Genomic DNA, 6,119 nt, shown 5'->3' with positions numbered 1-6,119 from the left:
TAAAGATCATTGTTTTTATGAACCAGCAGCCGGAACATGCGAAAGCGTTTATATAGGCTAGGTTATCTAGGGGAGATTTTAAACCTGGAGAATTAGTTGATGCAATGGGCTAGGGTAGTATAAAAGCTCAATTTCTCAATTTTTATACGGAGAAATTGAGCTTATAATGGTTTGATTTTCTTTCTTTTAAAGTATTTTGCTGTATGTGAACTTAATCTATTTACTCATTGTTTATAAATCTGAACGTTTAGCTGGCCAGGAACCTTGTAGCTTACGAAGTTGTATAATTTGTCCTGTGTGATAAGCATCGTGTAAAAGAATATTTAGATATTGTTGCCAAACTGGCAGTGAAGGAGAAGGTTGATCCAATTCTGCTTCTTGAAGAGATGCCAGGGTAGATTGTAAGGCATCATGTACTTCAAGCGTTCGATTCACTGTTTCTTGCCAAGCACCCTCATCGTTAGCTCCACCTTGGGCAAATGTTTCATCATTATTTTGTGGAACAACAAAGGTGTCATCATGATGTAAGCGAGAAATCAATCGCTCTTTAAAGGTCAGTAAATGGCTTACATTTTCCCAAATCGTATTAGCTGCTTTTCCCTCTGGTCGCCAACAAGCTTGTGCAGCGGTAAGATTCTTTAACGCCTCTGATATCGGTGGGTACCATTCTTCTTCGTAAAAAACCTGATTGACCCCATTTTGCAGAATTTCTTTCTTACTCACTAAGATACCTCCTTGTTTGCTATTAAAAAGTTGATAGCTACTATTAGTATCTTGTAATTTTACTCAATTGGATGAGGAGAAAGACCTCTCCCTATAAAATTTGCAGAGACAGGCTTTTTTCCAATTTTTCGAACCCCAAATGGATGACTGTCCAGAGACAATATCAAAAAAGCTTAACAGCAGCTAGAAGTAGGGTCTTGAATATTCACACTGCAGACTCCCGTTTCAGGTAAATCTAACTCTACCTTTTTGGCCGCAACCAAATCTCCAGTTAAATACGCAACGATAGAGCGCACTTGCTCGTATCCAGTTGCCATTAGAAATGTAGGGGCACGACCATAACTTTTCATCCCAACAATATAATAGTTCTTTTCAGGCTGTCTTAATTCCTCTTCTCCATGGGGGCGAACAGTTCCGCAGCTATGGATATTTGGATCTATTAATGGGGCGATCGCTGTCACGCTTTCAGTTACTGGATCGATATCCAATCGAATCTCTCTTGTTAAAGAAAAATCCGGTCGACTACCTGTGTTTGCAATAATTTCATCGACGGGAGGTAGAGTGGTAACCTGCCCCTGAGATTCACCTTCTATAATGATTCCATTTTTTGTTTTAGCTAAGTGGTGAATAAGAAATGGTGTGAATACCCGCACTTTGCCGGCATCTACTAGCTGGTGTACTTTACTGCCTAATTCACCTCTAGCTGCCAGGGCATCCTTGTCTTCTCCTCCAAATGCCGCTTCTACGTTCCTCTTTCTCATAATCCACATGATTTCAACTTCTTCATCTAATTGAGCTAGCTCTAAAATCGAATTAATAGCTGAATGACCACCACCAACAACAGCTACTCGTTTTCCTTTATATTTGTCTAGAGCAGCGCCATGTACATTAGGAATTCCGTAATAAATATGGTCTTTTAAATCTTTTTCAGCTTTTGTCCATATGTTGTCGGCATTAATCGGATTGGGGGAAGACCACGTTCCAGTTGCGTCAATAACTGCTCGTGCCTCCATTCTCTTTAATTGTCCCGCTTGCTCTACGTACAAAATGAAGGGTACATCTGATCGATTGGCAGTTTTCATCTTGTCTAATTCCTTTTTGCTAATAGATACTACCTTCGTGTTAAGCGAAAGTGAAGACTTTATTTCGGGTATATTTGCTAAAGGCTCTAAATAGCTGGTAATTAGTTCTTTACCTGAAGGGAGATGCTCAGGATTTGGTGCAATCCATCCCTGTTTCTCCAACAATTTCTCCGCAACCTTATCTACATTATATTGCCATGGAGAAAACAAACGTACATGTTCCCAAGAAGAAATATGGTGTCCAACAGTACTTCCAGCTTCAAGAACGATAAAGTGTTCTCCTGCATTTACTAAGTGAGCAGCTGCTGCCAAGCCAATGGGTCCAGCACCAATAATGGCTATAGGTAGATCTTTGTTCGGTTCAATCTTTTCAGGAGTAGAAGAACAGCATCCTGTGTTAATCGGCGTTAATTTAATTTGATTCATAATAGTAACCTCCTGTTTTTTTATTTGCACTTTGCAACTATATAATATTTTATCAAGCAAGCTTTCGCTTGCTTAAAGTAACGGAGTACAGCATACTGTCGATTTGGCCATTGCCTGATTCAATAATTGAATGGAGCGTATGACAGTTTCTTTTTCAAACTCATTCATATGTGAAAATACTTCCTCTAAATAGTCATTCATCGATTGATCGATTGTTGTAGCGACAAACTTTCCTTGAGTGGTTAAAGAAAGCAGGTACACTCTCTTGTCTTTAGGGGATGGACATTTCTTTACTAATTCCATTTTAATTAATGTTTGAATCTGTCGACTAAAAGTAGTGATATCCACTGCAAGAATATCTGCAATTTGTTGCATAGAACGATCAGGGTGTTTATCAATTTCGTATAGAATATGGCTTTGAATAGTTGAAATATCAGCAGAACCTACTGAACAACAATTTTTGTTTAATAGTCCAAAGCGACGCGTCAGTATTTGAAATAGCTCCCGTTTGTTATCCATGTAGTTCACCTCTATCTAAAGTATATGGTCATTACTTGTAAAGTGCAACTAATTAATGAGAATTTCGAGCGTATTTGCTCGAAATCATACTTATTCACCCGTTTTCGCAAAGTGCTTAATTCTTTCACCAATCTCATCGCGAACTCGTTGGAAGACGCTCCATTTTTCCTCTTCAGAACCTTTTGCTTTAGCAGGGTCATCAAATCCCCAGTGTACTCTTTTCACATGGGGTGGTGTTACTGGACATTTGTCGGCAGCATCGCCACATAGAGTAACAACTAATTCGGCGTGATGGAGTGTGTCCATGTCAATAAGATCTGAGGTTTGATTGGAAATATTGATATCTATCTCATTCATGGCCTTTATAGCATTAGGATTTAGGCCGTGTGCTTCAATTCCAGCACTTTTTACAATCCATTCGTCACTTAAATATTGTTTTGCCCAACCCTCTGCCATTTGACTTCTGCATGAGTTACCGGTGCATAAAAAGTATATGATTTTGTTGGCCATTGTAGTTTTGCTCCTTTAGTTAATAGGCTAGTAAGGAAAGATATAAGCCCAATAGTGTGATGAATAAAATAGGGACTGTTAACATGAGACCTGTTTTAAAATAGATTCCCCAAGATATTTTAACGCCTTTTTGAGAAAGGACATGCAACCATACAAGTGTTGCAAGAGATCCGATAGGTGTAATTTTTGGTCCCAAATCAGAGCCAATAATATTGGCATAAATAAGTGCCTCTCGGATTGTACCAGTAGTATTGGTCTCAGCGATTGCAAGCGCATCAATCATTACCGTAGGCATATTGTTCATAATGGATGATAGAAACGCAGCGATGAACCCCATAGACATGGTTGCAGTAAATAAGCCATATCCAGCAGCAGTCTCAATAACCCCCGCCAAGGCATGAGTCAATCCTGCATTTCCTAGTCCGTAAACAACTACATACATACCAATAGAAAAGAAGACAATATTCCATGGTGCACCTTTAATTACCGTGCGAGTATCGACAACGGAACTCTTTCTTGCCATAACGATAAAAAATATGGCAACCACGCCAGCTACAAATGACACAGGTAACCCTATAAACTCACTTGTGAAATAGCCGACTAATAGAATAGCAAGCACATACCAGGACAAGCGGAACATAGACGTATCTTTTATAGCCTCCTTAGGCTGTTTAAGCATGGTTAAGTCGTACGTTCTCGGGATACTTTTTCTAAAGTAAACCAGCAAAACTGTAATAGTGGCAATTAAAGAAAATATATTTGGCAAAATCATTCGAGATGCATATTCTATAAATCCAATGTCAAAGAAATCAGCAGAAACGATATTTACTAGATTACTGACGACAAAGGGTAAAGAAGTCGTATCGGCTATAAAACCACTAGCCATAATAAAAGGAAAAATCATTTTCTCTGTAAAATTTAAGTTGCGAACCATTGCCAATACGATAGGGGTAAGGATTAAAGCAGCTCCATCATTAGCAAAGAACGCCGCAACTACCGCCCCTAGTAGACTGACATAGACAAACATTTTAATACCATTGCTTTTTGCTACTCTAGCCATATGAAGGGCAGCCCATTCAAATAGACCAATTTCATCTAATATCAATGAAATTAGAATAATTGCTATAAAAGAGAGGGTAGCATTCCAGGTGATGTCTATTACTGTTAGGACATCATTAAATCCGACCACGCCAACTAATAACGCGACAACCGCTCCTGCGCAGGCAGACCAGCCGATATTCAAGCCTCTAGGCTGCCAAATGACAAAAATCAAAGTAACGATAAAAATAGTTGCTGCTAAAATAAGTGGTGACAATATATAAACCTCCAATAATTACTTACATGAAATACGTCTTCCTTGTTCCTCTAGCTGTTCAAGGTAAAAGTCTTGATTTGGCAAATGTTCGAGCAAGCTTTTTACGAGTGAAAAGAGCTCCTGATTTCTATTTAGTGAATAAATAATCCATTGGCCTCTCCTAGACTCTTGAACTAAGCCTGCATCCTTTAACTTTTTTAAATGCTGACTAATTGCAGGCTGACTCGTCTTGAAAATCTCCACAAATTCGCAAACACAGTAATCGTGTGATTCAAGCATTTTAAGCATAGTAAGTCTTGTTTTATCACCGAGTAGCTTGAAAAGATTCGCAGCACGTTCGATTTCTTGTTCCAAGAGTATTCCATCCTTTATATAAGTGTTTGCTTATATAATACTTTGCTTATATGCTCGGTGCAACTAAATTTTACAGTAGGAGAAGAGGTGGACTATAATAAAATACATGGAACGTAAAGTAGAAGGGAAGTATTTAAATGTTAAAAACAGCAGTATTTGAACAATTGAAGCAAGCGATGCGTGATAAAGATGTGTTATCAAAAGGTGTATTGACTCTTTTAAAAGCAGCTTTAGATAAAGCCGAAAAAGAAAAAGGTACTGCTCTAACGCAAGAAGAGGAAGTAGCAGTAGTAAATCGTGAAGTAAAACAAACGAACCAAGCATTAGATGGAGCCAAAGATGCGGGGCGTGAGGATTTAATTGAGAAAGAGGAAGCCAAGCTGGAATTATTAAAGAGCTTCTTGCCTAAACAATTAAGTGAGGAAGAAATTGCTACAGCTCTTACAGAAGCAGGGGTTACTAAGGGAATGAACATGGGTGACGCAATGAAAATTGCTAAACCTTTACTTTCAGGAAAAGCAGATGGAGCAACAATGTCTAAAGTAGTTAAAAGCTTAATCTAAAAATAAGGAGGATCGTGACTCATTGAGTCACAATCCTCCTTTTTATTCTTAAACTATTTACGAATTAGGCTCCGGCAGAGAACCTTGCACAAATCAGCCTAAACCTTGCGGAGAAGGGTCAGAACCTTGCGGAAACAAGTAATAACCTTGCAGAGATCAGCCTAAACCTTGCGGAAACCGGCAAGAATCTTGCAACAAGAGATAAACCTTGCAGAGATGGCAGAGAACCTTGCAGAAACGAGCGAGAACCTTGCACAGATCAGCTTAAATCTTGCGGAAACAATCAAGAACCTTGCAGTAACCAAAAACCTGCCCTTTCTCTTACCCCAGCATTTCGAGCCTAAGTTGTGCTTATGCTTTACTTATTTCGCCCGTATGAAAAGTACCTTCAGATAGTTACCTTCTTTGAAGAGAGGGGAAGTACGGAAATCACTTGGTAGCGAGAACTCATCCTCAATTACATAGCTTCTATTGCTCTCGTTAAAAGCCTTTTCCACAAAGGTCTTAAATTTCTTCATGCCAAAGGTTGCATTGTTTGTGGAGGCAACAATTACTCCGTTTTTTTCTGTTATCGCGATGGCATCTATTAACAATTTCGTATAATCCTTAGCAGAACTGAACGTATAC

The 6,119-nt window shown here is 38.9% G+C and carries 7 protein-coding genes and 1 pseudogene; 1 reads left to right on the top strand and 7 read right to left on the bottom strand.

Translation table 11 applies throughout. From position 1 onward, the window contains the following. Nucleotides 1-231 precede the first annotated feature (231 nt). From AC06OU_RS16275 to AC06OU_RS16250, 6 genes are all read right to left on the bottom strand, one after another. Complete coding sequence (locus AC06OU_RS16275; protein WP_475857171.1) at nucleotides 232-723, bottom strand: DinB family protein; 492 nt, start codon at nucleotides 721-723, stop codon at nucleotides 232-234. A gap of 173 nt (nucleotides 724-896) precedes the next feature. Next, complete coding sequence (locus tag AC06OU_RS16270) at nucleotides 897-2,231, bottom strand: NAD(P)-binding domain-containing protein (protein WP_475857170.1); 1,335 nt, start codon at nucleotides 2,229-2,231, stop codon at nucleotides 897-899. 72 nt (nucleotides 2,232-2,303) lie between these two features. Beyond that, the gene (locus AC06OU_RS16265; RefSeq protein ID WP_169359270.1) at nucleotides 2,304-2,750 is read right to left on the bottom strand and encodes a MarR family winged helix-turn-helix transcriptional regulator; all 447 of its coding nucleotides are present in this window, start codon (nucleotides 2,748-2,750) and stop codon (nucleotides 2,304-2,306) included. Between the two features lie 90 nt (nucleotides 2,751-2,840). Beyond that, a complete protein-coding gene (gene arsC / locus AC06OU_RS16260; RefSeq protein ID WP_475857169.1) occupies nucleotides 2,841-3,260 on the bottom strand; it encodes an arsenate reductase (thioredoxin) in 420 nt (139 codons plus the stop codon). Between the two features lie 19 nt (nucleotides 3,261-3,279). Beyond that, entirely contained in the window at nucleotides 3,280-4,575 is a 1,296-nt protein-coding gene (locus tag AC06OU_RS16255; RefSeq protein WP_475857167.1) for an arsenic transporter, read from the bottom strand. Between the two features lie 18 nt (nucleotides 4,576-4,593). After that, on the bottom strand, nucleotides 4,594-4,929 hold the full coding sequence (locus AC06OU_RS16250) for an ArsR/SmtB family transcription factor (protein ID WP_475857166.1): 336 nt from the start codon (nucleotides 4,927-4,929) through the stop codon (nucleotides 4,594-4,596). A 137-nt stretch (nucleotides 4,930-5,066) separates the two neighbouring features. On the opposite strand from AC06OU_RS16250, the gene AC06OU_RS16245 reads away from it, so the two are divergent. Then, a complete protein-coding gene (locus AC06OU_RS16245; protein WP_475857165.1) occupies nucleotides 5,067-5,492 on the top strand; it encodes a GatB/YqeY domain-containing protein in 426 nt (141 codons plus the stop codon). 362 nt (nucleotides 5,493-5,854) lie between these two features. Here AC06OU_RS16245 and AC06OU_RS16240 read toward each other — a convergent pair. Next, nucleotides 5,855-6,119, bottom strand: a pseudogene (locus AC06OU_RS16240) (RlmI/RlmK family 23S rRNA methyltransferase); the annotation flags it as partial.

The organism is Psychrobacillus sp. (genome assembly GCF_056205495.1).
This window is presented reverse-complemented; position numbering and strand designations above follow the sequence as displayed.

Coding starts and splice junctions, on each gene's coding strand:
- AC06OU_RS16270 (WP_475857170.1), bottom strand. CDS start 2,231: ATGAATCAAATTAAATTAACGCCGATTAACACAGGATGCTGTTCTTCT.
- AC06OU_RS16265 (WP_169359270.1), bottom strand. CDS start 2,750: ATGGATAACAAACGGGAGCTATTTCAAATACTGACGCGTCGCTTTGGA.
- arsC (WP_475857169.1), bottom strand. CDS start 3,260: ATGGCCAACAAAATCATATACTTTTTATGCACCGGTAACTCATGCAGA.
- AC06OU_RS16245 (WP_475857165.1), top strand. CDS start 5,067: ATGTTAAAAACAGCAGTATTTGAACAATTGAAGCAAGCGATGCGTGAT.